At 71.0% G+C, this 23456-nt stretch carries 23 protein-coding genes and 1 pseudogene; 11 read left to right on the top strand and 13 right to left on the bottom strand.

What is annotated here, in order from left to right; all coding sequences use genetic code 11:
• Positions 1-152: 152 nt before the first annotated feature.
• Positions 153-920: an SDR family oxidoreductase gene (locus CLM62_RS05940; RefSeq protein WP_095748802.1), complete on the top strand. Its 768-nt coding sequence runs from the start codon at positions 153-155 to the stop codon at positions 918-920.
• 194 nt (positions 921-1114) lie between these two features.
• Here CLM62_RS05940 and alc read toward each other — a convergent pair whose 3' ends face one another.
• The gene (alc, locus tag CLM62_RS05930; RefSeq protein WP_095748800.1) at positions 1115-2245 is read right to left on the bottom strand and encodes an allantoicase; all 1131 of its coding nucleotides are present in this window, start codon (positions 2243-2245) and stop codon (positions 1115-1117) included.
• 54 nt (positions 2246-2299) lie between these two features.
• Positions 2300-3640, bottom strand: a complete 1341-nt coding sequence (allB, locus tag CLM62_RS05925; RefSeq protein WP_095748799.1) for an allantoinase AllB — start codon at positions 3638-3640, stop codon at positions 2300-2302.
• A gap of 258 nt (positions 3641-3898) precedes the next feature.
• Here allB and CLM62_RS05920 point away from each other — a divergent pair, with 258 nt between their 5' ends.
• The gene (locus tag CLM62_RS05920) at positions 3899-4702 is read left to right on the top strand and encodes an IclR family transcriptional regulator (RefSeq protein WP_095748798.1); all 804 of its coding nucleotides are present in this window, start codon (positions 3899-3901) and stop codon (positions 4700-4702) included.
• 93 nt (positions 4703-4795) lie between these two features.
• On the opposite strand, the gene CLM62_RS05915 is transcribed toward CLM62_RS05920, so the two are convergent.
• Positions 4796-5083 (bottom strand): DUF5955 family protein, encoded by a 288-nt coding sequence (locus tag CLM62_RS05915; RefSeq protein ID WP_179381956.1) that lies wholly within the window; start codon positions 5081-5083, stop codon positions 4796-4798.
• A gap of 285 nt (positions 5084-5368) precedes the next feature.
• Here CLM62_RS05915 and CLM62_RS05910 point away from each other — a divergent pair, with 285 nt between their 5' ends.
• Together CLM62_RS05910 and aceB are read left to right on the top strand one after the other, a co-directional pair.
• Positions 5369-5968, top strand: a complete 600-nt coding sequence (locus CLM62_RS05910; RefSeq protein ID WP_095748796.1) for an NTP transferase domain-containing protein — start codon at positions 5369-5371, stop codon at positions 5966-5968.
• A gap of 200 nt (positions 5969-6168) precedes the next feature.
• Positions 6169-7791, top strand: a complete 1623-nt coding sequence (gene aceB, locus CLM62_RS05905) for a malate synthase A (RefSeq protein ID WP_095748795.1) — start codon at positions 6169-6171, stop codon at positions 7789-7791.
• Between the two features lie 4 nt (positions 7792-7795).
• Here aceB and CLM62_RS05900 read toward each other — a convergent pair whose 3' ends face one another.
• The 9 genes and pseudogenes from CLM62_RS05900 to CLM62_RS05865 all read right to left on the bottom strand — a co-directional run bounded on the left by CLM62_RS05900 (position 7796) and on the right by CLM62_RS05865 (position 15400).
• A complete protein-coding gene (locus tag CLM62_RS05900) occupies positions 7796-8080 on the bottom strand; it encodes a SelT/SelW/SelH family protein (protein ID WP_095748794.1) in 285 nt (94 codons plus the stop codon).
• A complete protein-coding gene (locus CLM62_RS05895; RefSeq protein ID WP_095748816.1) occupies positions 8077-8991 on the bottom strand; it encodes a HipA family kinase in 915 nt (304 codons plus the stop codon). Before CLM62_RS05895 ends, CLM62_RS05900 begins: the two co-directional genes overlap by 4 nt.
• A gap of 395 nt (positions 8992-9386) precedes the next feature.
• A complete protein-coding gene (locus CLM62_RS05890; protein ID WP_095748793.1) occupies positions 9387-10640 on the bottom strand; it encodes a vanadium-dependent haloperoxidase in 1254 nt (417 codons plus the stop codon).
• A 249-nt stretch (positions 10641-10889) separates the two neighbouring features.
• Positions 10890-10964: a putative leader peptide gene (locus CLM62_RS52920; protein ID WP_373559114.1), complete on the bottom strand. Its 75-nt coding sequence runs from the start codon at positions 10962-10964 to the stop codon at positions 10890-10892.
• 338 nt (positions 10965-11302) lie between these two features.
• The gene (locus tag CLM62_RS05885; RefSeq protein ID WP_095748792.1) at positions 11303-12208 is read right to left on the bottom strand and encodes an alpha/beta fold hydrolase; all 906 of its coding nucleotides are present in this window, start codon (positions 12206-12208) and stop codon (positions 11303-11305) included.
• A gap of 103 nt (positions 12209-12311) precedes the next feature.
• Positions 12312-12626: pseudogene (locus CLM62_RS05880) on the bottom strand (acetyl-CoA carboxylase biotin carboxyl carrier protein subunit); the annotation flags it as partial.
• Between the two features lie 24 nt (positions 12627-12650).
• Positions 12651-13439: an SDR family NAD(P)-dependent oxidoreductase gene (locus CLM62_RS05875; RefSeq protein WP_095748791.1), complete on the bottom strand. Its 789-nt coding sequence runs from the start codon at positions 13437-13439 to the stop codon at positions 12651-12653.
• Positions 13440-13522: 83 nt separating this feature from the next.
• Positions 13523-13822, bottom strand: coding sequence for an NAD(P)H-dependent oxidoreductase (locus CLM62_RS05870; protein WP_218835560.1), 300 nt, complete (start codon positions 13820-13822; stop codon positions 13523-13525).
• 54 nt (positions 13823-13876) lie between these two features.
• Positions 13877-15400, bottom strand: coding sequence for an IucA/IucC family siderophore biosynthesis protein (locus CLM62_RS05865; RefSeq protein WP_095748790.1), 1524 nt, complete (start codon positions 15398-15400; stop codon positions 13877-13879).
• 92 nt (positions 15401-15492) lie between these two features.
• Between CLM62_RS05865 and CLM62_RS05860 the strand changes: the two genes are divergently transcribed.
• From CLM62_RS05860 to CLM62_RS05850, 3 genes are read left to right on the top strand one after another with little or no spacing between them, the layout of a single operon-like run.
• On the top strand, positions 15493-16992 hold the full coding sequence (locus CLM62_RS05860) for an IucA/IucC family protein (RefSeq protein ID WP_095748789.1): 1500 nt from the start codon (positions 15493-15495) through the stop codon (positions 16990-16992).
• Between the two features lie 45 nt (positions 16993-17037).
• A complete protein-coding gene (locus tag CLM62_RS05855; RefSeq protein ID WP_095748788.1) occupies positions 17038-18303 on the top strand; it encodes a VWA domain-containing protein in 1266 nt (421 codons plus the stop codon).
• Positions 18303-19085, top strand: a complete 783-nt coding sequence (locus tag CLM62_RS05850) for a hypothetical protein (protein WP_095748815.1) — start codon at positions 18303-18305, stop codon at positions 19083-19085. Before CLM62_RS05855 ends, CLM62_RS05850 begins: the two co-directional genes overlap by 1 nt.
• A gap of 41 nt (positions 19086-19126) precedes the next feature.
• On the opposite strand, the gene CLM62_RS05845 is transcribed toward CLM62_RS05850, so the two are convergent.
• Positions 19127-19753, bottom strand: a complete 627-nt coding sequence (locus CLM62_RS05845) for a winged helix-turn-helix transcriptional regulator (RefSeq protein ID WP_095748787.1) — start codon at positions 19751-19753, stop codon at positions 19127-19129.
• Between the two features lie 86 nt (positions 19754-19839).
• On the opposite strand from CLM62_RS05845, the gene CLM62_RS05840 reads away from it, so the two are divergent.
• The 4 genes from CLM62_RS05840 to CLM62_RS05825 all read left to right on the top strand — a co-directional run bounded on the left by CLM62_RS05840 (position 19840) and on the right by CLM62_RS05825 (position 23378).
• On the top strand, positions 19840-21048 hold the full coding sequence (locus CLM62_RS05840; RefSeq protein WP_095748786.1) for a pyridoxal phosphate-dependent aminotransferase: 1209 nt from the start codon (positions 19840-19842) through the stop codon (positions 21046-21048).
• 142 nt (positions 21049-21190) lie between these two features.
• Positions 21191-22240: a glycoside hydrolase family 5 protein gene (locus tag CLM62_RS05835; protein WP_095748785.1), complete on the top strand. Its 1050-nt coding sequence runs from the start codon at positions 21191-21193 to the stop codon at positions 22238-22240.
• A gap of 24 nt (positions 22241-22264) precedes the next feature.
• The gene (locus tag CLM62_RS05830) at positions 22265-22900 is read left to right on the top strand and encodes a hypothetical protein (RefSeq protein ID WP_095748784.1); all 636 of its coding nucleotides are present in this window, start codon (positions 22265-22267) and stop codon (positions 22898-22900) included.
• A 55-nt stretch (positions 22901-22955) separates the two neighbouring features.
• Positions 22956-23378 (top strand): thioesterase family protein, encoded by a 423-nt coding sequence (locus CLM62_RS05825; protein WP_095748783.1) that lies wholly within the window; start codon positions 22956-22958, stop codon positions 23376-23378.
• The last annotated feature ends 78 nt before the right edge of the window (positions 23379-23456 follow it).

Here is a 23456-nt window from a genome sequence, read left to right as displayed (position 1 = left end):
ACCCCACCGGCACCCGCAACTCATCGGTGGGCCGTTCGGAGTCTGGCCCGCGTGCGTCGAGAACAGGCCGCCGGAGAGCACAGTTCCGGTCGCCGGAACTCGGCGTCCGTTCGCCGCCAGCGTGTCGGAGCGCCGACCGCTGGGATGGATCCATGACGACTTCGCACGGATCCGATGGATCCCATGGATTCCTGAACGGCAAGGTGGCCCTCGTGACCGGCGGCAGCCGCGGTATCGGCGCGGCGACGGCGGTGCGGCTGGCCCGGGAGGGCGCCGATGTGGCCCTCACGTACGTGAACGGCAAGGAGGCGGCCGAGGACGTCGTACGGGCCGTGGAGGCGCTGGGGCGTCGGGCGGTGGCCCTGCGCGCGGACTCCGCGGACGCGGTGGAGGCCGCGGGGGCGGTGGCGCGTACGGCGGAGGCGCTCGGGGGGCGTCTCGACGTGCTGGTGAACAACGTGGGGGTGGGCCTTCTCGGACCCTTGGAGAGTTTTTCGCTCGGCGATGTGGACCGGGTGCTCGCCGTGAACGTGCGCGGGGTGTTTCTGGCCTCTCAGGAGGCTGCCGCGCGGATGGGGGCGGGTGGGCGGATCATCACCGTCGGCACGTGCATGACCCAGCGTGTGCCGGGGCCCGGCGGGGTGCTGTACGCGATGAGCAAGTCGGCGCTGGTCGGGTTGACGAAGGCGTTGGCCAGGGAGCTGGGGGTGCGGGGGATCACGGCGAACATCGTGCATCCGGGGCCGATCGACACGGATATGAATCCGGCGGACGGGCCGTATGCGGCGGGGCAGGCGGCGATGACGGCGTTGGGGCGGTTCGGGACGGCGGAGGAGGTGGCGGGGATGGTGGTGCATCTGGCGGGGGCCGCGTATGTGACGGGGGCGGAGTTCTCGGTGGACGGGGGGCATGCGGCCTGATGCCGGGGGGTGTTTTCGTCCCCGCCGCCCCTACCCTTCCCCTCCCCAGGGGCTCCGCCCCTTCGACCCCGCTGGGGGCTGCCGTCCCCCAGACCCCCGCTTCGGCCCGAAGGGCCTCGTCCTCAAACGCCGGACGGGCTGGATGGCGCCGACCGGGGCTGCACAGTCAGCCCCGTCAGCGCTGGCTCAGCTTCTCAACCTCCCAGCTCCTGGTGCCGTGCCGCCAGGCTCCCCGCGCCCTCCTGCGTCAGCGAGCCGAACAGGCGAAGGCGGGAGATTCCGCCGTCGGGGTAGATGTCCACGCGCGCGTGCGTGCCGACGGCGGGGGTCGGGAGGATGAAGCGGTGGTTGGTGTCGGGCTGGAGGCGGGTGCGCGGGAGGATTTCCGTCCACTCGCCGTCCCCGCCGTTCTTCACCGAGACCGATGCCCAACCCGCGCTGTTGCCCTTCAGGTACGCCGTGTCGATCTCGATCGCGCGGATCTGGGACTGGGCCACCAACCGGTAGCGGATCCAGTCGTTGCCCTGGTCGCGGCGGCGGCGGGTCTCCCAGCCGTCGTCCATCTTGCGGGAGCGGCCCGGCTGGATGGTGTTGGTGGCGGGTGAGTAGAAGAGGTTGGAGGCGTCCTCGGCCTGGCCGCCGTTCTCCAGGGCGACCACGTCGAAGGTGCCGAGGACCTCCAGCCATTCGGGGTCCGGGACGACTTCGCCGTACACACGCAGGCGCGCGATGCCGCCGTCGGGGTGCTGGTTGACGCGCAGGTGCGTGAAGCGCTGTTCGACCGACACCGCGAAGCCGTTCGCCGCGTGGCCGCCCACCGGGGTGCGCGGTACCAGCGTCGTCCACTTCACGTCGTCCCCCAGCAGCTCCTCCGGCGACGGGAAGCCCGGCACCGACGTGCCCTCGATCGACACGGCCTGTGGGTAGTTGCCGCGGAAGTGGGCCGTGTCGACGACGATCCCGCGGATGACGCCCGGCGCGCCCAGGCGGACCAGCGCCCAGTCGTGGTCCTCGGACGTCGGCCACGGGTGGTCGGCCAAGGCGCCCCTGCGCCGCCTCGTCTCCCAGCCGTCCATGACCTTGCCCTTGTGGCCGAAGTGCTCGGGGTCGAACTCCGCGCGCCCCGGTACCAGGAGGTTCTCGCGCTGGGCGAAGAACTCGTCGTTGGCGGCGATGACTGCGGCGCCGAGCTGCCGGTCGGCGAGGTCGGCGTACTGGGTGAAGGGGAAGTCGGCCGTGCGGTAGTCCGCGTACGGGTCGCCGCCTCCGTAGGGGTTCGCGTCGCCGGTGAAGCGAGCCAAAGGAGATCGATGCTGTGCCGTCACGGTGATCAGGGGTTCCTTTCGGGAGTCGGCCGCTGCGGGTGCGGGGGAAGGGGTTCAGGGGGTCCGGGTGAGCAGGTGACCCTTCGGCTCGGTGAACTCGCCGTCCGTGACGATGCGTCGGCCGCGCAGCCAGGTCGACTTCACGACGCCGTACAGGGTCCTGCCCGCGTACGCCGTGACGCGGTTGCGGTGCTGGAGGGCCGCCGGGTCCACGGTGAACGTCTCGTCGGGCGCGAGGACCGCGAAGTCGGCGTCGCGGCCCGCTGCGATGGCGCCCTTGCGGGCATCGAGGCCCACCAGCCGTGCCGTACCGGACGACATCCAGCGGACCACGTCCTCCAGGCCGTGGCCGCGTCTGCGTGCCTGAGTCCACACCGCCGCGAGGCTCAGCTGGAGCCCGGAGATGCCGCCCCACGCCGTCGCGAAGTCGTCCGTCTTCAGGTCGGCCGTGGACGGCGAGTGGTCGGTGACCACGCAGTCGATCGTGCCGTCCGCCAGTGCCTGCCAGAGCAGGTCCTGGTTGGCGGCCTCGCGGATGGGCGGGCAGCACTTGAACTCGCTGGCGCCGTCCGGGACTTCCTCGGCCGTCAGGGTCAGGTAGTGGGGGCAGGTCTCGACCGTGATCCGTACGCCCTCCGCCTTGGCCTCGGCGATCAGCGGCAGCGCGTCGCTGGACGACAGGTGCAGCACGTGCACGCGCGCGCCGAGCCGCTTCGCCTGCGCGATGAGGTTCGCGATCGCCGTGTCCTCCGCGTCGCGCGGGCGGCTGGCGAGGAAGTCGGCGTACTTCGGGCCGCGGTGCCGCGGGGCGGCGTCGAGGTGGTGCGGGTCCTCGGCGTGCACGATCAGCAGGCCGTCGAAGGAGGCGATCTCGGCGAGGGACTGGGCAAGCCGGTCCTGGTCGAGGTGCGGGAACTCGTCCACGCCGGACGGTGACAGGAACGCCTTGAAGCCGAAGACGCCGGCCTCGTGCAGCGGGCGCAGGTCCTTGACGTTGTCGGGCAGGGCGCCGCCCCAGAAACCGACGTCGATGTGCGCCTTGTCGGCGGCGACCTCCCGCTTCGTACGCAGGTGCTCGACCGTCGTCGTCGGCGGGAGGGAGTTGAGCGGCATGTCGACGAGCGTGGTGATGCCGCCGGCGGCCGCGGCGCGGGTGGCGGTCCAGAAGCCCTCCCACTCGGTGCGGCCGGGGTCGTTGACGTGCACGTGGGTGTCGACGAGGCCGGGCAGAAGGACGTGATCGCCGACGTCCTCCAGGCGGGCGCCCGACGGCACCTCGGCGTCGTACGGGAGTACGGCCGTGATCGTGCCGCCTGCGACCGCGACCGAGGCGGCACGCGTCCCCTCCGGGGTGATGACGCGCGTCGAGCGCAGCACCAGTTCTACGTCGGACACCCGAACCCCTCTCGCCGTGCCTCTGCCGCCGTTTACTTCCACGTAACGGAATTCAACGTTCTGTTGAAGGAGTCTTCACTCCCGCTCTCGCGCCGTCAAGGGCACACTTCCCCATGAGCCTCCAAAGGCTCCCACTCTGGACGTTTCCACAACACGGAATTAGCATTCCGGTAAGCAGAACGTAGCTATGCACAAGCAGGGAGTCAACCGACCGGCGGGTAGGCTTCTGCTCTTCCCGTCAGTCCCGAAAGGAACGCCGTGCCGACGTCCAGCGCCAGCACCACCGACTCCGCCAAGTCCCCCGCCAGTGGTGGCGTCCAGTCCCTCGAGCGCGCCTTCGATCTGCTCGAGCGGATGGCGGACGCGGGTGGCGAGGTCGGCCTGAGTGAGCTCTCCACGAGCAGCGGGCTGCCGCTGCCCACCATCCACCGCCTCATGCGCACGCTGGTGGCCTGCGGATACGTACGCCAGCAGGCCAACCGGCGGTACGCGCTCGGCCCGCGCCTGATCCGCCTCGGCGAGTCCGCCTCCCGGCTGCTCGGCACCTGGGCGCGGCCCTATCTCGCCCGCCTGGTCGAGGAGACCGGCGAGACGGCGAACATGGCGCTGCTGGACGGGGACGAGATCGTCTACGTGGCGCAGGTGCCGTCCAAGCACTCGATGCGCATGTTCACCGAGGTCGGCCGGCGCGTGCTGCCGCACTCCACGGGCGTCGGCAAGGCCCTGCTGGCCGACACCCCGGACAGCGAGGTGCGCGCCCTGCTCGCCCGCACCGGCATGCCCGCCGCGACGGACAAGACGATCACCACGCCGGAGGGTTTCCTCGCCGCCCTGGAGGACGTACGGCGTCGGGGGTACGCGATCGACGACAACGAGCAGGAGATCGGCGTGCGCTGCCTCGCCGTCTCCGTGCCCGACTCCCCCACCGCCGCCGCCATTTCGATCTCGGGCCCGGCGGGCCGGGTGACCGAGGCGGCGACGGAGAAGATCGTGCCGGTACTGCAACAGGTGGCGGCGGAGCTGTCGGAGGCACTGGCGAGCTCGGGCGGTCCGACCTCCTGAATCCGCGCGTGCCCGCCCGGGCCGGCCGCCCGACGTCGCACCCTCGCGCAAAGCGGCCCCCGGCCCTCACGGACCGGGGGCCGCGGCCGTTTCTCAGCGGCGCGGCGGCTCGCCGAACAGCTCCACCGCCCGGCGGACCTCCGACAGGCCGCCCGCCAGGGCGCTGACGGAGCCGATCGCGCCGGCGATCAGCAGGAGGGAGCGGCGCAGTCGAGCGACCTCGGGGGCGCCGTCGGTCGTCATGGCGGCGAGGGCGGCGAGCTCGTCCTCCGCGATCACGCGATCATGGAACTCGGCCGGGTGAGCGGCGAGTTCGCGGCGCAGCCGGGACACGGCCGTCCGCAGCTCCGCCACTCTCGGGTCCTCGTCGCTGCCGGTCACCGGTCGTCTCTGCCCCAAGCTCCGCAACACAGGCACTCCCCCCTCGCACGCCGTTGTGCGCCGTCACGTCGTGATCCCGCCGAGCGCCCCCGCCGTGCTGGTCGGGCGCCGGGGACGCGGGCATTAAACGCCACCCGGTGCGCCGGGCGCCACTGTGCGGACGGAAATTCAGCCCAAGGAAACCGAGCCGTCGGCTAGGGGGCTTCTGATGGATCTCCGCACCGGACGCCGCAACGCCGCAGAGATCCATCAGAAGCCCCCTAGGGGTCAGGTATGCAGGGATCCATGACACAGAAGGAAGACCCGGTCGCCGCGCTGCTCCTGGCGGCCGGAGGCGGCCGACGGCTCGGCGGGCGGCCCAAGGCACTGCTCGAACACCGGGGACGGCCGCTCGTGGAGCACGCGGTCGGGGTGCTGCGGGCGGCGGGATGCGGGCGCGTCCACGTGGTCCTGGGGGCGCGGTCTGCCGCTGTACGGGAGCGGGCGGAGCTGTCCGGGTGCGTACTGGTGGAGAACCCGGAGTGGACCGAGGGCATGGGCTCCTCCCTGCGTGCCGGGCTCGACTCGCTCGCCGGGACAGGAGTCCGGGCCGCACTCGTCTCGCTCGTCGACCAGCCCGGAATCGGCCCGGAGGCGGTGGCCCGCGTCCGCGCCGCGTACCGGGACGAGACGTCCCTGGTCTCGGCCGCGTACGACGGCGTACGCGGGCACCCGGTCCTCTTCGGCTCCGCCCACTGGGCCGGCATCGCCGCGACTGCGACCGGCGACCGGGGGGCACGCGCCTATCTGAAGGCGCACGAGGAGGCGATCACGCTCGTCGAGTGCGGGGACGTGGCGCGGCCGTACGACATCGACACGCCGGAGGATCTCGCACACCTTGAGTGAGGACCGTGAGTAAGTGCCGTGGCACCGAGCGCCACCTTGCCTCGACGCAGAGAATCTCGACATCAACAAACCATTGAACTTCCACCATGAGGAAACTAGTATCCACTGCCCAGAGCCGCCCGTCCCCTCCCCGGGCGTTCTCCGCCGTACCGTGGTCGACTGGCACCCGGTGCCACGCTCGCTGAAGGAAGTGACAGCTCATGTCCGCACCAGCGCCGTCCCCGCTGGCCATCGTCGACGCCGAGCCCCTGCCCCGGCAGGAGGAGGTCCTCACCGAAGCGGCCCTCGCCTTCGTGGCCGAGCTGCACCGCCGTTTCACGCCCCGGCGTGACGAGCTCCTCGCCCGCCGCGCCGAGCGCCGCGCCGAGATCGCCCGCACCTCCACCCTCGACTTCCTCCCGGAGACCGCCGCCATCCGCGCGGACGACTCCTGGAAGGTCGCCCCGTCTCCCGACGCCCTGAACGACCGCCGGGTCGAGATCACCGGCCCCACCGACCGCAAGATGACCATCAACGCGCTGAACTCGGGCGCCAAGGTCTGGCTCGCGGACTTCGAGGACGCCTCGGCACCGACCTGGGAGAACGTGGTCCTCGGTCAGCTCAACCTGATCGACGCCTACACCCGGAACATCGACTTCACCGACCCGAAGTCCGGCAAGTCGTACGCCCTGAAGGCCGATGAGTCCCTCGCGACCGTCGTCATGCGCCCGCGCGGCTGGCATCTGAACGAGCGTCACCTTCAGGTGGACGGTGAGCAGGTTCCGGGCGGCCTGGTCGACTTCGGCCTGTACTTCTTCCACAACGCCCAGCGCCTGCTCGATCTCGGCAAGGGCCCGTACTTCTACCTCCCGAAGACGGAGTCGCACCTGGAGGCCCGCCTCTGGAACGACGTGTTCGTCTTCGCGCAGGACTACGTCGGCATCCCGCAGGGCACCATCCGCGCGACCGTGCTGATCGAGACGATCACGGCCGCGTACGAGATGGAGGAGATCCTCTACGAACTCCGCGACCACGCCTCCGGGTTGAACGCCGGCCGCTGGGACTACCTGTTCTCCATCGTCAAGAACTTCCGTGACGGCGGAGCCAAGTTCGTCCTCCCGGACCGCAACGCGGTCACGATGACGGCCCCGTTCATGCGGGCGTACACCGAACTCCTCGTCCGCACCTGCCACAAGCGCGGGGCGCACGCGATCGGCGGCATGGCGGCGTTCATCCCCTCCCGCCGGGACCCGGAGGTCAACAAGGTCGCCTTCGAGAAGGTCCGCGCCGACAAGGACCGCGAGGCGAACGACGGCTTCGACGGCTCCTGGGTCGCGCACCCGGACCTGGTCCCGATCGCCATGGAGTCCTTCGACCGGGTCCTCGGCGACAAGCCGAACCAGAAGGACCGGCTGCGCGAGGACGTCGACGTCAAGGCGGCCGACCTGATCGCCATCGACTCGCTGGACGCCAAGCCGACGTACAACGGTCTCGTCAACGCCGTCCAGGTCGGCATCCGTTACATCGAGGCGTGGCTGCGCGGCCTCGGCGCGGTCGCCATCTTCAACCTCATGGAGGACGCGGCGACCGCCGAGATCTCCCGCTCGCAGATCTGGCAGTGGATCAACGCGGGCGTGGAGTTCGAGAACGGCGAGAAGGCGACGCCGGAGCTGGCCCGCAAGGTCGCCGCGGAGGAGCTGAGGAACATCCGCGCCGAGCTGGGCGAGGAGGCCTTCGCCGCCGGTCACTGGCAGCGGGCCCACGACCTGCTCCTGGAGGTCGCGCTCGACGAGGACTACGCGGACTTCCTCACCCTCCCGGCCTACGAGCAGTTGGAGGGCTGAGCCCTCACTTGTCCGAGTGGCCCAGGGACTTCTCCGGGGCCACTCGGTCGCGTACGGCCTGCTTCACGGCCGTGGGCTCCGGGAAGCCCTGCTCGCGCCGGTCCCACACCACTTCGTCGTTCACACGGACGACGAAGACGCCACCCTTGCCGGGCTTCAGGGACAGTTCCGTGAGCTCGGTCTCGAAGGTCGTCAGGAGTTCCTGGGCCAGCCAGGCGGCACGCGGCAGCCAGCGGCACTGTGTGCAGTACTCGATCTCGACGCGCTGGACATCCGGCTGAGCTGTCATCCGAGGTGTACCGCCCCATCCTGTTCCGCGGCCGGCTTGCCGTGCAGGTCGGGGACCCACTTGAGCCAGTTCGGCCGGCCTTGCTGTGTGCGCGCCGCCCGGAGGGCCTCCTCGGCGGCGAGTTCCTCCCGGGTGGGGAAGTCGGTGGGGAGCCAGGCCGCGGAGGCCCGCACGCGCGCGTAGAGGTGGTTCACGTACGCCTCCCGGGCCTCGTCGGGCGTGGCGAAGCCCGGCTCGTCGGCCAGCCAGGCGTCCGGGACTTCGGCCGTGATCTCCCGCAACAGATTCTCGGTGACCTTCGGCGCCAGCTCGGCGTCGGCGGCGCGTACGTCCGGCGCGTAGTGGCCGAGGGCGTGGTGGCGGAAGTCGTAGGACTTCTCGGGGTCCGTGCCGTCCCAGCGGTGGTGGAAGACGAGCGCGGCGCCGTGGTCGATCAGCCACAGGCGCGGGGGCACGGTCCCGAACGTCGGCCAGACCATGAGGTTGGAGCTGTGCACCGTACGGTCCACGTTGATCGTCAGGGCGTCGAGCCAGACGATCCTGCCGGCCTCCAGCGGATCCACACGGAAGACCTTCGCGACCTCCGGGGTGAAGTCCTTCGCGCTCGGCAGGTAGTCCATGCCGAGATTGACTCCCGCGCTGGCGCCGTGGAGATCCCGCACCTCCTGGTGGGGCTCGTGCTCGGCGATCGCCGGGTCGAAGTGCACCAGGACCAGCTCGGGGAACCGCAGCCCGAGGGCGCGCGCCAGCTCGCCCACGATCACTTCGGCGACCAGCGCCTTGCGGCCCTGCGCGGAGCCGGTGAACTTCACGACGTATGTGCCCAGGTCGTCGGCCTCGACGACTCCGGGCACGGAGCCGCCGGACCTCAGGGGCGCGATGTAGCGGGTTGCAGCGACCTCCCTCAACACCATCCCAGGCTCCACGGCTCTATTGCCTTAAAATCCACGGTCAACCCCAAACGGGTGCAATCCAGGGATCTCTCCGTGATCAGCCCTGGGGAGAATCTGGGGAGTTTCGACTGGCATGCCGAGATAGTAACCGAGCGTGACAGCCGGCGAGGAGTGACCGAGCCACCGTGCCAAAGTCACGGGCCAGGTCGCGGACCTCATCGGCGACGGGCTGGGGGCATACGAGCGCCACGGTGTCTTCCGCTACACCGGCGCCCTCCGCTCGGTCACCTACCACCCGGGCGCACCGGGCCCGGACTCTCCCCAGGCGGTGGCCCAGGCACCGCGAGAGGCGGCGGCCACATTCGAGTAGGGAATGTTCGGGACGGCGCCGCCGGGTGGCCGGCAGGCGTCGCTCACCACACGTTGAACAGGCGCCCCGCGTTGCGCAGCGCGTGCACCGCGACCCGCTTGCCGAGAGCGAGGCCGGCCACGTCGGCCGAGCGGGTGTGGATGCCGGAGTACACGCGGGCGTCCTCGTTCTCCTGGGACAGCTGACTCCAGGCCGTGTACGTGCGCGTCACTCCGGGGGCGGTGGGGCTGGCCAGCTCGAACGGTGCAGTGCGCGGCCCGGTGAGCGCCGTGAGGATCGTTTCCGCCGCTCCCGAGTACGTGTTGTGGCCGCTGGGGTGGTCGGGATGAGCCGGCGTGACGTGCAGTGGCGTCCAGTTGGGGTCGGGGTCGATCGTGCCGGTGCGGATGGCCGTGACCGGGCGCCAGCGCAGGTGGGCGTACTTGGTGTCGGACGTGGCGATCTGCGTGTCCACCAGGGCGATGTGGAACAGCGCCACCAGCGAGGCCTGTGCGGGGACGGACCGTGGCGACCGGGCCAGGGCGATCCGCAGCGGCTCGGTGTACAGCGTCAGTGAAGAGCCGAGCCAGAAGGTGGCGGTCTCGGTCTGCAGCGCCGTGCGTACGGTGCTGTCCACGGCCCCGAACGCCCGCACCTCGGCCAGATCGGCCCGGTAGCGCGCGGAGTCCAGGGCGGGCGGCGCGGGCAGCCGGTACTGGTCGGGGCTGTCCAGCAGGAAGGGCCGGGCGATCCGGTTGCCGTACTGTGCGGCCGGGGCGTAGGCGGGCGGCGTCGGCTGCCACACGCCGGGGGCCGCCGGCGGCACGGTGAACGGCGCGTTCACCGAAGCCGGGTCGAGACCGTCGCCCTTCCGCGAGGCGAGGACCAGTCGTGCCTGGCGGGCACCGGCCGCCAGGCCCTTCGCCTTGGCCGGTCCGTCCGGAAAGCGGTCCAGTGTCGTGCGCAGCGCGGTGTCCAGTTCCTGGGTGCGGGACGGGATCAGTGCCACCAGGGCATCGTGTACGGCGGATGCCAGGGCCGCGTCCTGGAAGTCCCTTCGGTCGACGCCGGGCGGCACCTCGCGGGTGGCTCGGGCCGCCGCGAGCCAACTGATGCCCCAGGTCCGGCTGTTGGTGATCTGGGTCGTGGCCCCACCGGCAGCGATGGTCGCGGCCGTCGTGTCGTACCAGTCGAGCGCGGCGGACGGGCGGGCGGGCCGTTCCTCCGCCGCGGCGGACGGGGCGGTGCCGGCGCCGGCCAGCAGGACGGCCGAGCCCAGCGTCACCAGGGCGGAACGGCGGGTTCTGAACGGGTTCACGGGACTCCTTCGCGGACGTGCGGGATCGCGGACATGAAAGATCGGGGACGTGCGGGATCGCGGGCTTGCGTTGGTGAGCTGGGCTTGCGTCGGTCAGCTGGGATTGGGTTGGTCAGCTGGGATTGGGTTGGTCAGCTGGGCTTGCGTGGGTGAGCTGGGCTGCCGGGCACCCAGGCGCGCACGCGGGCGAACGGGACCGACACGAGGGGCCGTTCGAGGTGTGGGCCGCCGCGGCGGCGCGATGACGGGTCAGCTACACAGCGCGGCGGCGACGCGCATCAGATCGACGGCGCGTCGCTGGGTGAACCGCAGAGTGGACCGCATGGCCGACGACGCTATCCACGGCCGAAGTACCGGTCAACAGGGGGAAGTTGGTCGCGCCGCATTGCAACGAGGGTTTCGCGTCGCCGCCACGCGTCCGTTACCCAGCCGCGAACGCACGGACCCGGAGGGCCGTCAGAGGCTCGGGACGGCCCAGGTCTCCCACGCGACGTCCGTCGGCGGTATGCGTACGGCGAGGCGCTCCCGCCGGACGCCTGGGTCAATCGTCGCGATACCACGGCATCGCCGCAGGTCCGCCCCCACTGGCAGGTCTTTCACCGCCCACGCCCGCACACTCGCGGAGGAGGACAGCCGGAAGGCACACGGAGAAACAGGCCGTTTCACTTTTCTGGGCCGGAGTTCGCGTCGGTCGCACGGGACACAAGACATTCTTCCAAGAACGCCAGAGCACGCAGGTGGTATGAGCGTGCTGCCCAGCCGAGGCTGATGTTGTGGCCGGCGGCCGGCTGGCGGTCGATGGTGACGCGTGGGGCGGCGGTGAAGGCGGCGGTGAGGTCTGTGAGTGCGTCGGGGTCGTGTCGCCACCAGGACTCGTGCTCCGCGAAGGTCAGCCGCACGGGTACGCGGACGCACGGCGCCAGGGCGTGGAAGCGCTCGGGCCAACGGGCGGCGTCCACGGCCTCCTGGGGAGGCATCGGTTCGACAGGGGTATGGCCCTGGCGGAAAGTGCCCGGCGGGTAGAGGTACAACGGGCCCCAGTTCCGCTTCCAGCCCCCGTTCCTGGTGGCGTCGGGCAGGTCGTACCGCTCCGCCTGGTACACATGACCGATGCCCGACAGATCCAGTCCGAGCAGGCTCTCGTCAGCCAGGTCCGCGGCGACGCCGAGGGCCACCTTGGCGCCGAAGGAGTGCGCCAGGAGCAGGATTCCCGCTCCGGTCGCGTGACGGGAGGCGAAGTCCTGGAGTGCGGCGTGTACGGACGCGGCCTGGTCCACCAGACGTTGGCCTCGTGGCAGACGGGCGGCGGACAGGCCGTAGCCTGGGCGGTCGAGGGCGAGGACGGTGTACCCGAGGCTCGACCCGAGGGTCAGGAGCGACAGGCCTGGTCGGGTTCGGGCGTCGAAGTACCCGGAATTCAGTCCACCGCCGTGCAGGGCCACCACCACGGCGCGCGTCGGCTCGTGCTCCGGTTCACCGAGGAGTCCGGACAGGAGCAGTCCCCCGGCTTCGACGGTGATCCTGCGGACCGAACCGGAGACGTTTCTTTGTGCTGCCGACGCGGTCATGGGTTCGTGTGCGCGAGGTGTGGGCGAGGCCGGGCGGGCATGGCTGCTCCTACGGTGAGGGGACGCGAAAGAGGGGGCGGCGGGCCGTTGTGTGTCGTACGGGTCAGTCCTTGATCTCGCAGATCGCGGCGCCGGACGTGATCGACACGCCGACATCGGCGGAGAGGCCCTTGATGGTGCCGGGCTTGTACGCGTTCAGCGGCTGTTCCCTCTTCATCGCTTCGAGTACGACGATCAGGTCGCCCTCCTGGACTTCCTGGCCCTCCTCGACCGCGACCTTGACGATGGTGCCCTGCATCGGGGAGGCGAGGGCGTCGCCGGAGGCGGCGGGGCCGGACTTCTTCGCCGCGCGGCGCTTGGGCTCGGCGCCCGCCGCGAGGCCGGTGCGGGCCGGCGACATGCCCAGGCAGGAGGGCAGGGGTGGTATGGAGGAGCCGGCGCGTCAGGGACCGACGTGAGGGGCACGGGCGGCGGACGAACCGTCGCGGACGACCTCGCCCGTGAGGTTGCCGTTGGCCCCCGAGCCGAGGAACAGGACCAGCTTGGCGACATCGTCCGCGTCGGAGAGACGACGGGTGGGCGTGCCGGAGGCCAGCTTGTCGGTGATGGCCTTGGGGATGGGCGGGCGGCTGTCGGTCAGGGTGAAGCCGGGAGCCACGACATTGACCAGGATGCCGTCCCGGCCGGCCTCCCAGGCGAGACTGCGGGCGAGGCCGTAGAGACCGGACTTGGCCGTTCCGTACGGACCGGGGCCGGGCACGCCCTCCTCGGCGACGCTGGAGGAGATCAGCACGATTCGCCCCCAGCCGCGCGAGCGCATGCTCGGCAGGACGGCGCGGACCTGGGCGGCGGCGCCGATCAGGTTGGCGCTGATCATGGCCTGCCACTCCTCGAGCGACACGTGCTCGAAGCGGATGCTCGGGTCCGGCGGGCCGTCGCCGCCCCAGCGCACGGCGTTGGCGACGAGCACGTCGATCCCGCCCCACTGCTCGACGACGGTGTTCGCGGCCTCCTCGACGGTGCGCAGGTCCTCCAGGTCGAGCCGGACCACTAAGGCCTGCCCGCCGGCGGCCTCGATCTCGGAGGCGACCTTCTCGGCCTTCTCCGGATTGTTGCGGTAGGTGATGGCGACGCGGGCGCCCTCCTGGCCGTAGGCCCGGGCGGTCGCGGCGCCGATACCGGTGGAAGCACCGGTGACCAGGACCACACGGTCCTTGAGTGCGGTATCCATCGTGCGGGATGTCCTCTCTTCGTACGTGAGTGCGTTGCGTGACGCCGGGTCGGCCCGGGGGTCCGCCCGGCCGCCGGTACGGCTCAGGCCGTGGGGGTCTGCGCCGGTACGCGGGTGGCCAGCGCCTCGACCGCGTCCAGAGCGGCGGTGCGGGACGCCTCGTGGGCGTCCTTGAACTGCTCCAGGAACGGCATGACCGGGGCGTGGGTGGGCTCGGTGTGCACGAACTCCACGTCCTCGAGCCCCAGCACCGAGAAGTAGGCGCGCAGGAAGGGCTCCTGGAAGTCGAAGGGCTCCCGGGGAGTACCGGGGCCGTAGGCGCCGCCGCGGGCACTGAGGATCACGGCGGACTTCCCCGCGAGCGGCAGCCACGGCAGGGTCACCCAGACGGCGTGGCGCCGCCGAGGCCGAGCCGATCAGGCCCTGGGTGATTCAGATCATGTACGGGCCAGCGGGTTCGGCAGCGGCAGATACCGGGCGTCCGCCCCGTCCGCGCCCGTCCACCGCAGCAGCAGGTTGGTCTTGCCGGGCAGGGTGGGCGAGGTGAGCAGGGCGGGGATCTCGGGGAGGTCGTGGCGGGAGAGTTCGCGGCGTACGGCGGGCCAGGGGTCGAGGCCGGGCCGGCGTTCGGCCAGGGCCGCGGCGACCTCGGTGAGGTGGTTGACGACCAGGCAGTACACCAGCCGCTCCCAGCCGGCCGCCCGGGACACCTCCGGCAGCAGCTTCACGCCCTCGGCGTCCCGGAACAGCGCCTGCACCGGTGTGCCGTCGGCGTCGACGGCGACCAGCGTATTCTGCAGGTGTGCTTCGAGGACGACGCCGTGGTCGGCGAAGGCCGCCAGGGCCGGGGGCACGACCTGGGCCAGGTACGCCCCCCACCAGGCCGCCGGATCGGCCGCACTGTCGAGCGGGTTGCCGGTGAAGCCCTCCACCAGACCGGCCGCGAGCAGCGGGGTCGTGCCGGACACCAGGTGACCGCGCAGTCCGTCGCGGACCAGGACGGCGAGTTCCTCGAAGGCGAAGTCGGCGGTGCGGTAGCCGGTGTCGCTCAACCAGGCCGCAGGGCCGTCGAGCGCGGTGAAGGCCGAGACGACCGCCGTGTCCGTCCGGCGCAGTTTCAGCAGGTCGTGCCGCCACAGCCGGCGGATGTCGTTGGTGATGCGCACATCGAGGCTGAATTTCAGGAACAGGTCCCGCTCGGGTGCGTACACCGTGCGGATCGCGGCCGTCGGCCAGGTCTCGAACGCGGTCGTGCCCAGCCGGATCAGGCGGCCGTCGGCGAAGGCCGGGGCGAGGTCGCGGGCGGCCAGGTCGAGCTGCCAGGGGTGGGCGGGCAGCAGCCGGTAGCCGGGCGGGGCCTCGCCGAGGGTGTCGAGGGCCAAGGTGTCGCCCTCCTCGACGACCGTGTCCGCGCGCAGCCCGAGCAGCGCCAGCGGGAAGCGGGCGTGCGCCTCGGGCGCGTACGGCAGCCAGCCGGCGACGGGGCCACCACCCCGCGCCTTGGGCGCGGGGTGGTGGGGGTGGCCGGTGAGGAGGGACTGCTCGGAGAGCAGGTAGGGGTCGTCGGGGGGCGTCGCGCGGGCGCGGGCGGTGAGCAGGGCGGCCACCGCGTCCCGGCTGTCGATCATCTCGGCGGGCAGTTCGTGGTTGGGCAGGCCGGTGTGCCGGACCAGTTCCTCGGCGACGAGTTTGACGAGTTCCGGGTGGCCGACGCGCCGCCAGCCGTCCGCGGTGTACACCTCGGGTTCGGCGGGCCGCCGCTCGCCCCGGACCCGCAGCATCCGGCCACCGGGCAGCCGGTACGTGCGGCGTCGGCCGGCGCCCCGGAGGGGCTCGGCCACCTCCCTCAGCAGGCAGTTCAGGAGGGGCGCCGCCGCGTAGGCGTCGGCGCGGTCCGCCACGTCGTCGCGCGGTGCGGCGTCGTCGGCGGAGGGTGGGGGGAAGGGATCCACGCGTTCCACTCGTTCTCTACGGTCCGTTCGGGCGGAGACGATCAGTATGTCTGTCGTCACCACCTGTCGTGACACACCACTCGTACCCGAGGAGCCCGACCGTGCACCGTCCCTCCACCGTCGAGGCAGAGGTCGCCGAGGAGCTGGCCGCCGTACGCCCCGGCCTTCTGCCGCGGTACACGGCCGCACTGCCCGGTGCCCGCGCGGCCGTGCTGACCCGCCTGTGGCGTGCGCTCGCCCATGAACCGCTGCCGTGGGTCGCGTCCCGCACGGCAGGGCGGGAGGGACTCGCCCTGCGCCTTTCGGACGGCCGCCGTCTGCTCGGTCCGCATCCGGACCCGTACGCCACCGCCACGTACGTCACCGCCGTACTGCTCGACGACCTGTCGTACGACGATCCGGCGCGGCTGATGACCGATCTCGCCGTACCGCACGGCAGCGGCCTCGCCGCGGAGCTCGGCCACAGTGTCGCCTCGTTGGCGCTGTCCCGGGCCGGACGGCGACCGCGCCCGAAGGAGTGGCCGGCGAAGGACTGGGAGTGGGAGCAGCGGGTGGTCGACGGGCATCCGTACCACCCCAACTGCCGTTCCCGGCCCGGCTTCTCGGTGGCGGAGCAGCTCGCCTACGGCCCCGAGCACGGGCCGCTGGTGCGGCTGGGGCTGGTGCCGGTCCCGGCGGGCGAGTGCCTGGTGACGGGTGAGTGGCCGGAGGCGATGCGGGAGGGGGAACGGCTGCTGGTGCCGGTGCATCCGTGGCAGGCGGAGCATGTGCTGAAACGTTCTGGCGATGCGGGGCTGGACGCGCATCCGCTGATGTCCCTGCGCACCCTGGCCCTGCCGGACGGACCGCACGTCAAGACGGCACTGAGCGCGCGGCTGACCTCGTCGGTGCGGGACATCTCCGTCTACTCGATCCGCCTGTCCGCGATCCTCTCGGCGTTCGCGCAGACGCTGGCGGACCGCATGGACGGCCTGCTGCACGTCACCCGCACGCTGGGCGCGGTCACGGCCGACTCCCCCGATCTGGCGGCGGTGTTGCGGGAGTCGCCGCAGGTGTACGCGGCCACGGAGCGAGGTGAGCGGGTCGTGCCGGTGGCGGCCCTCACCACCACCGAGCTGCCCGGCTCGCCCGCCTGGCTCGCCGACTTCGCCCGGCTCGCCCTCACGGTCGGGCTGCGGCTGCTGGACCTGGGGGTGGCCCTGGAGGCGCACGGCCAGAACCTCCTGGTCGTCCTGTCCTCGTCGGGCGCCCCCTTGCGTCTGGTCTACCGCGACCTCGCCGACATCCGGGTCAGTCCCGTCCGGCTGGCCCGGCACGGCATCCCGGTCCCGGAGCTGACCGGCCGGATCGTCACGGACGACGAAACGACTCTGCGGCGCAAGCTGTTCGGGTCGCTGGTTGCGGGGGCCCTCGCGGGTACGGCGGGTTCGGCGGCGGCGCTGCGGGCGGCGCTGGAGACGGCCGTACCGGACCTTCCGCGCACGCCGGACCTTCTCGCACTGCTCGAAGAGCCGCTGCCCGCCAAGGCGTTGACGCTGATGCGGCTCTCCCCGGGCACGCCCGGGGACCAGTGGACCGCGCTGCCCAATCCGCTGCACTGAGCAGCCGTTTTGGAGCGCGACACACTTGCTCCATAGGATCCGCCGATGATCACAAGACAACGGCTGGCGGCAGGAGTGTGCGCCCTGCTCGCCGCCTTGACGGCCGGGCTCGCCTTCCCGGTCGCGGCGGCGGCCGGCGAACCCACGGGCGAGGACGCGCCGAAGGTGAACCTCGTCCTCGACGTGAGCGGTTCCATGCGGGCCCGGGACATCGACGGCCAGTCCCGGATGGCCGCGGCGAAACAGGCCTTCAACGAAGTGCTGGACGCGACACCCGAGGAGGTCCGGCTCGGCATCCGGACCCTCGGCGCCAACTACCCCGGCGACGACCAGAAGACGGGCTGCAAGGACACCGCGCAGCTCTACCCGGTCGGCCCGCTGGACCGCACGGAGGCCAAGACGGCGGTGGCGACCCTCACGCCCACCGGCTGGACGCCGATCGGCCCCGCCCTGCTCAAGGCCGCCGACGACCTCGACGGCGGCACCGGATCCAAGCGCATCGTGCTGATCAGCGACGGCGAGGACACCTGCGCCCCGCTCGACCCGTGCGAGGTGGCCCGCGAGATCGCGGCCAAGGGCGTCGGACTGACCATCGACACGCTCGGCCTGGTCCCCAACACCAAGATGCGGCAGCAGCTCAGCTGTATCGCGGAGGCGACCGGCGGGACGTACACCTCGGTGGAACACACCGACGAACTCACCGACCGCGTCAACCAGTTGGTGGACCGGGCGGCCGATCCGGTGGTGACGCCGGTGGCCACGGAGGGTGCGGGTGAGTGCGCGAAGGCACCGGGTCTGAAGTCCGGTCTGTACACCGACCGCGAGGAGTTCGGGCAGCAGCGGTGGTACCGCGTGGATGTGGATCCCGGGCAGGAGCTGCGCGCGTCGGTGAGCGTGTCGGCGGACCGGGCCGTGAACCCGTCGTACGGCGTGCTGCTGCGGGCCGTGACGGTCCGCGGCCGGGAGATCGTGCGCGGCGAGGCGGCGGGCAACGGCCGTACGGACGTGGTGTCGACGGGGCTGCGGTACCCGAAGGCGCAGAGCGACGACGAGGAGGCGCCCGCCGAGACGGTGTGCCTCCAGGTGACCCACTCCTACTCGGCGGCGTCCGGTGTGAAGACGACGCCGGGTCTGCCGCTGGAGCTGACCGTCGACGTGGTGGACGGGCCGTCGCCGGCGAGTGACGTGGCCTCCTTCGGCCTCGGGCGCGGCTGGTGGCTGCTCGGCGCGCTGATCCTCACCGGCTTCCTGGCCGGTGTGCTGTGGGGCTGGCTGTCGCGCTGGCGGGTCGCGGTCTGGAGGACCAACTGATGCGAATCACACGTGTGTTGAGCGCGGCGCTGCTGACGCTCGGGTCGGCGGTCTCCCCGGCGGCGGCCGACTCCTCGCCGTCCCCCTCCGCTGACGGCGGGGCGCCCACCCGCGCGGGCACGTCCTTCCGTACGGCGACCGAGATCGAGCAGGGGCAGACGGCCACGGCGAACGGCTCCGCGGGCGACTACCTGTACTGGTCGTTCCCCGCGGACGCCGGACAGCGGCCCACCGTCGAGGCGACGGTGAAGCTGCCTCAGGCGCACGCCGCCGAGACCTGGCAGATCGACGTATACGACGGTCTGCGCCGCCGCCAGGCCTGCCAGTACGGGGCGCAGACGCGCACCGCGGCGGCGGACGCGGCCTCCGTGGAGCTGGCCTGCGTGCTGCGCACGGTCCGCGGCTGGTCGGAGCCGTGGGCGAACGACCCGCTGCCGGGGACGTACTACATCCGGCTGACGGTCGTGGATCTGGCCACGTCCGACCTGGGTCTTCCGGTCGACGCGGAGGTCCGGGTCGGCTCGAAGGACATCGGCGGGGCGGCGGCGGTCGACGGCTCGCTGGCGGAGCCGCTGGTGCCGGGTATCGCGGTCACGTCCGAGGACGACGACGAGTCGACTTCCGCCGTGCTGTCCGGCATCGAGCCGGACGACGGCTGGTCCTCCGGCTGGTGGTCCGACCGGTGGGTGTGGACGGCGGTGGGCGGTGTGCTGGCCGCGCTCGCGGGGGTAGGCGGGTATGCGCTGACACGCGGTGCGGGGCGGCCGCCGCGAGGCGCCTGAAGCTCGTCAGAAGGCCCGCCTCGAGCGGGCCTTCTGGCTTTTCAGGCCTCCCGCAGCGCCTTCGCCACCGTGCCGTCGCCGGTCACCTGTATCCGCCCGCGCCGCACCGCTTCCGGCACACTCAGCTCTCCCCGGCCGACGGCCGCCCACGTATCGGTGTCCAGGACCAGCCGGGCGTCGGGTCCCCCCGGAGCGGGACCGTCGCCGTACACGGGCCCCTCCTCGGCGCCGACGTACAGATGGAAGTCGCCCTCCTCGAGCCGCACTTCGACGAGACCCTCGCCTTCCAGCGACCTCAGGAGCGGCAACGCGAACCAGTGCGCCCGTACGGCGTCGGTGGGCCGTCGCTCACCCAGCTCGGCCTGCCCCCAGTCCCCCAGCGCCTGCAGCACGGGCAGCAACTGCCTCCCGCGTCCGGTGAGTTCGTACACGTACGCCGCGCCGGGCGGCGGCAGTCGGCGCCGCGTCGTCAGCCCGTCGCGCTCCATGTCCTTCAGCCGGGAGGCGAGGACGTCGGTGCTCACGCCCGGCAGGTCGGCGTGCAGATCCGTGTAGCGGCGCGGGCCGGCCAGGAGTTCCCGGACGATCAGCAAGGTCCAGCGGTCGCCGACGACGTCGAGCGCGCGGGCGGCGGAACAGTACTGGTCGTAGCTTCGACGAGGTGACATGCGACGCAGTCTAGACATGTCGTTGGACTTTCCAAGCTGCTACTTGGTAAAACCAAGCAACACCACAACCGGAGGGGCGTAAGCGCATGGAGTTCCGGCAGTCGAGCAAGCTGAGCGAGGTCTGTTACGAGATCCGCGGCCCGGTGATCGAGCACGCCGACGCGCTGGAGGAGGCGGGCCACAGCGTGCTGCGGCTGAACACCGGCAACCCCGCGCTGTTCGGCTTCGAGGCGCCGGAGGAGATCCTCCAGGACATGATCCGGATGCTCCCGCAGGCGCACGGCTACACCGACTCGCGCGGCATCCTCTCCGCCCGCCGGGCCGTCGCCCAGCGCTACCAGACCCTCGGCCTGGAGGTCGGTGTCGACGACGTCTTCCTCGGCAACGGCGTCTCCGAGCTGGTCTCGATGGCCGTACAGACCCTGGTCGAGGACGGCGACGAAATCCTCGTCCCCGCCCCGGACTTCCCCCTCTGGACGGCCGTCACCACCCTCGCGGGCGGCAAGGCGGTCCACTACCTGTGCGACGAGCAGGCCGACTGGTACCCGGACCTGGACGACATGGCGTCGAAGATCACGGACCGCACGAAGGCCGTGGTCATCATCAACCCCAACAACCCCACCGGCGCGGTCTACCCCAAGGAGATCCTCGAGGGCATCCTCGACCTCGCCCGCCGCCACGGCCTGATGGTGTTCGCCGACGAGATCTACGACCAGATCCTCTACGACGACGCCGTGCACCACTCGGTCGCCGCGCTCGCCCCCGACCTGGTGGTGCTGACCTTCTGCGGCCTGTCGAAGACGTACCGGGTGGCCGGCTTCCGCTCGGGCTGGCTGGTGATCACCGGCCCGAGGCAGCACGCGAAGAACTACCTGGAGGGCCTGACGATGCTGGCCTCCATGCGGCTGTGCGCCAACGCGCCCGCGCAGTACGCCATCCAGGCCGCGCTCGGCGGCCGCCAGTCCATCCGGGAGCTGACCACGCCGGGCGGGCGCCTGCACGAACAGCGCAATGTCGCGTGGGAGAAGCTCAACGAGATCCCGGGGGTGTCCTGCGTGAAGCCGAAGGGCGCGCTGTACGCGTTCCCGCGCCTCGACCCCAAGGTGCACAAGATCCACGACGACGAGAAGTTCGTCCTGGATCTGCTCCTGCGGGAGAAGATCCAGGTGGTGCAGGGCACGGGCTTCAACTGGCCCACCCCCGACCACTTCCGCATCCTCACGCTTCCGTACGCGGACGACCTGGAGGCGGCGATCGGGAGGATCGGAAGGTTCCTCAGCGGGTACCGGCAGTAGCCGCGTGCCCTGGCCGGGCATAGGCCGTCTCCGTGAAGACTCCCGTTTTCTCTGCCCGGCGCGTTTACGCCGGGGTGGTTTTCGTGCATAACGCAATGTGTTTCGTTTTCCTCTGCCCAGGGCTGTCGGAACGGCCGTCGCCATGGCGGTCGAGCTCGCTCTTCTCGCTGGATACACGACGGGGGACCAGGCGGCCCACGTGACAGCCGAAGCAAAGCCTCCCGTCGCGGCCAGGCAGGAGAAGAAGCAACAGGAGAAGAGAGAAAAGGCGGAGCCGGGGACTCCGGTCGAGAGATACGGCACGCTCCGCGTCTGCGGCACCCATCTGTGCAGCGAAGCCGGGACGCCCGTCCAATTGCGGGGCATGAGCTCCCACGGCACGCACTGGTACGGGAGGTGCTTGGTCGGCGGTGCGTTGGATGTGCTCGCCAAGGACTGGAAGTCGAGTGTCGTGCGTATCGCGGTGTACGCGGACAAGAACGGCTACCAGAGCGATCCGAAGAAGTTCGTCGATCTGGCGAGTCGACTGATCGACATGGTCAGCGCCCGCGGCATGTACGTGATTGTCGACTGGCACTGGGTGGATGCCGGGGATCCCAACATCGGCCTCCACCATGCGAAGAACTTCTTCCGGGAGATCGCCAGACGTCATCGGCACAAATCCAATGTGATCTACGAGATCCTGAGCGAGGCATATCAGGCAAGCTGGTGGATGATCAAGAGGTTTGCCGAGAATGTCATTCCGGTGATCCGCGCCCAGAATCGCGACACCGTGATCCTCGTCGGCACCCGCGGCTGGTCCACGTTCGGTCTGTCCGAGTACGGCGATGAGAGGGAGGTAGTCGCCAACCCGGTACACGCCTCCAATGTCATGTACACATACCATTTTTATGCGCTGGCACACCGGGACAAGTTCTTGAAGATGCTTGACCGTGTCTCTTCCAAGCTGCCTGTTTTCGTCACTGAATGGGGAACACAGTCGTGGGACGACCGGGGCAATGACTTCGCCATGGCGCAGAGATACGTCGATCTGATGGCCAGGAAGAAAATCAGCTGGACGAACTGGAGCATCGCCGACGGTGACGGCGACGGCGAGATCTTCAGGAAGGGCGTCTGCGACGGCGGCCGGTTCGCCGGCACCCGCGTGCTCAAGCCCGCCGGCGTATGGATCCGGGAGCGGGTGAGAGGCTGAGCGGTGAGCAGACAGGAGCACGCCGTGACCCGAGCGCCGACCGCCGCACAGCGGCGTGTCATCGACACCGCCGATCCCGTGACCGGGCGTCTGAAGGGAACACAGGCGCAGCTCGCGGGGCTGGTGAAGCGGGGGCTGGCCTTCCGCCATCCGCGGCCGCCGCACGATCACTTTCTGACGCCGGCGGGGCACCGGATACGGGAGGCGGAGCCGGAGACCCCTCGGACCGCTGCGGAGGCTCCTGCCGCTACCGGCATATTCGCCGCCCGCATCGGAGGTGAGGAGAACGCCCCGGAGGCGGGCCCGGCGCGTGTCCGCGAGGTGCACAGCGCCTGGCAGGGGCTGCTGGAGCTGCGCCGGATGACCAATGCGGACGGCGCCCCGGACCGGCCGTGCGGCTGGGAGCGTACCCATCTGGTGCAGGCCGCCGCGCTGGCCCTGGAGGCGGCCGGGCACCGTCCGGCCGAGCCGGAGCCGGAGGCCTCGGGATACCGGGTGCGGGCGACGCCGCAACCGGAGGCGGTCGCCGTGCGCGAGCCCGACGCCGACGCGCTCCGCGCCTGCGCGGCCACGCTGGAGAAGGCGGGCTGGCAGGTCGGTGAGTACACCGAGCCACGGACGAGGGCACGCTATCTCCTGGCTTCTCCGAGACGGATGTAAGGGCCACATGTGAGGATCGGTTGAACCACCAACCGTGGCAGGAGAAGGGGAAGTCGTGACCGAGCCGTTTTCCGTTCCGGTGACCGTCCGTGGGTACGAGACGGACGTACAGGGTCACCTCAATCAGAGCGTGTACCTCAACTATGCGGAACACGCCCGCTGGTCCCTGCTCCAGGCGGCCGGGATCAGCCAGGCCGGTCTCATCTCCAAGGGTGTGGGGCCGGTGGCCCTGGAGACGACCATCCGCTACAAGCGGGAGCTGCTCGCGGGCGACGAGGTTGAGGTGACGTGCGACTTCGAGTGGGGTGAGGGCAAGACGTTCCGCATACAGCAGGCGATCCGCAAGAGCGACGGCACGGTGGCGGCCGAGATCACGGCGGTCGGCGGGCTGCTGGACCTCAAGGAACGCAGGCTGGTGGCGGATCCGCGGGAGTACTTCAAGGAGTTGGCGACGGATCCCGCGCTGTTCGGGCTCTGAGCCGCGCCGCCGCCGGGGTGTCCAAAGGCCCGCCGACGGCGAGGCGGCGGGAGCGTTCGTCACCGCATTGGGGAGCGC

Origin of the sequence: Streptomyces sp. SA15, from assembly GCF_002291145.1 — a bacterium.
Lineage (GTDB): Bacteria > Actinomycetota > Actinomycetes > Streptomycetales > Streptomycetaceae > Streptomyces.
The sequence above is the reverse complement of the archived record's forward strand: the minus strand, read 5'-3'. Positions and strand labels throughout refer to the sequence as shown.

Bases quoted from the DNA above. Each gene is read 5' to 3' on its own strand.
- CLM62_RS05940 (WP_095748802.1), top strand. From the start codon at position 153: ATGACGACTTCGCACGGATCCGATGGATCCCATGGATTCCTGAACGGC.
- CLM62_RS05910 (WP_095748796.1), top strand. From the start codon at position 5,369: ATGACACAGAAGGAAGACCCGGTCGCCGCGCTGCTCCTGGCGGCCGGA.
- aceB (WP_095748795.1), top strand. From the start codon at position 6,169: ATGTCCGCACCAGCGCCGTCCCCGCTGGCCATCGTCGACGCCGAGCCC.
- CLM62_RS05900 (WP_095748794.1), bottom strand. From the start codon at position 8,080: ATGACAGCTCAGCCGGATGTCCAGCGCGTCGAGATCGAGTACTGCACA.
- CLM62_RS05885 (WP_095748792.1), bottom strand. From the start codon at position 12,208: ATGACCGCGTCGGCAGCACAAAGAAACGTCTCCGGTTCGGTCCGCAGG.
- CLM62_RS05875 (WP_095748791.1), bottom strand. From the start codon at position 13,439: ATGGATACCGCACTCAAGGACCGTGTGGTCCTGGTCACCGGTGCTTCC.
- CLM62_RS05855 (WP_095748788.1), top strand. From the start codon at position 17,038: ATGATCACAAGACAACGGCTGGCGGCAGGAGTGTGCGCCCTGCTCGCC.
- CLM62_RS05850 (WP_095748815.1), top strand. From the start codon at position 18,303: ATGCGAATCACACGTGTGTTGAGCGCGGCGCTGCTGACGCTCGGGTCG.
- CLM62_RS05845 (WP_095748787.1), bottom strand. From the start codon at position 19,753: ATGTCACCTCGTCGAAGCTACGACCAGTACTGTTCCGCCGCCCGCGCG.
- CLM62_RS05840 (WP_095748786.1), top strand. From the start codon at position 19,840: ATGGAGTTCCGGCAGTCGAGCAAGCTGAGCGAGGTCTGTTACGAGATC.
- CLM62_RS05835 (WP_095748785.1), top strand. From the start codon at position 21,191: ATGGCGGTCGAGCTCGCTCTTCTCGCTGGATACACGACGGGGGACCAG.